This window comes from Gilliamella sp. B3892, from assembly GCF_026536305.1.
GTDB lineage: Bacteria > Pseudomonadota > Gammaproteobacteria > Enterobacterales > Orbaceae > Gilliamella.
Genome location: NZ_JAFNOK010000034.1, coordinates 1 through 1,096, shown reverse-complemented (window position 1 = coordinate 1,096; position 1,096 = coordinate 1). Strand labels below are relative to the sequence as shown.

The window sequence follows — 1,096 nt, the reverse complement described above, 5'->3', positions numbered from 1 at the left end:
TTTCAGTTAATCGCTCACAAATCAGTTGAGCCATGTAATTTTGACGAGATGCGGAATGCCCGCTTTTTTTAGGTTTGGCCATCACGTCACTAATCCGACTAGCAGTGACTTTGCCTAGACGTGCGTTAAACCATTCATTCGTTCGCTGTTCCATTTGCGTCTGCCATTTTTGCTATGCTGTCATAGATGCGACGTTTTTCGTCTGCTCCGATAAGTTTTTGATCTTCAATTAATAATGATTTCCAAAACTCACCCATGGCATCAACTCCTTTTTGTGCGGATTGTTCAACCGCTTTTATTAAGGATTCCCGTTTTTTGTTCAACTCATCCTCATTAATTTTTTGCGCCAGTTTTTCTTCTTCTGGTAAATCTTCACCAGCGTAAATATAAAAACCCAACCCAAACATAGAAATAGCTTTAGTTAGGCATCGCATTGTCGCCTTATTTATATCTACTGAGTTTGGATTTTTAATGGCGTGGTTTTTGAAGTCCATAACAGGTAGCCACATAAATCGAGTTGCTTCGTTCTTGTCTTCTTTTATTGTCAAAGTGACGCTTACTGTCATAGAGCCATCCAACTCTGTAGTCGGGGGGTTAATTGCGTACGTAGATTGTGGATAATGTTTCATTAATACACCCCAAGCCCAAGCCCACGACAAATATGTCAGACCATTTTTTTTCTCTAGTTTGTCGTTAACATTGATGGGAGATAGAGTGTCCCAGATTTTTTTTTCAAATGATTCTGCCATTTGCATATTCTCTCTAATTAGTTGCTATTTGGAGCATCCAATGAATCATCATAAATAACCCACCGAATGCTAAAATTAGGGTACAAAAAAGGGCAAATTTTTTTTCGCCCTTAGTTAATTCGTAATCTTTGTCAAATCGGTCTGTGTCATGTACGTTACAGCCGACATGATCTGTTGGTATTGTGTTCATTTTTTCATTACTCAATTCTGTAAAAAAGCCCTCACTAGAGAGCAAATAGGATGTAGCAATGTGCCGTCTTTTCGAGCTGTCATTATCTTTTCATGTATTCAGCTTTTGCTTGTGAGTAGCAGATATCAACTATAAATTGATCATAGATTTCTTTATC

At 38.0% G+C, this 1,096-nt stretch carries 1 protein-coding gene and 1 pseudogene; both read right to left on the bottom strand.

What is annotated here, in order from left to right; all coding sequences use genetic code 11:
- Positions 1 to 154, bottom strand: a pseudogene (locus J3U74_RS12595) (exonuclease); the annotation flags it as partial.
- Positions 135 to 749, bottom strand: a complete 615-nt coding sequence (locus J3U74_RS12360) for a DUF1071 domain-containing protein (protein ID WP_267377555.1) — start codon at positions 747 to 749, stop codon at positions 135 to 137. The gene J3U74_RS12360 and the pseudogene J3U74_RS12595, both read right to left, overlap by 20 nt.
- Between the last annotated feature and the right edge of the window lie 347 nt (positions 750 to 1,096).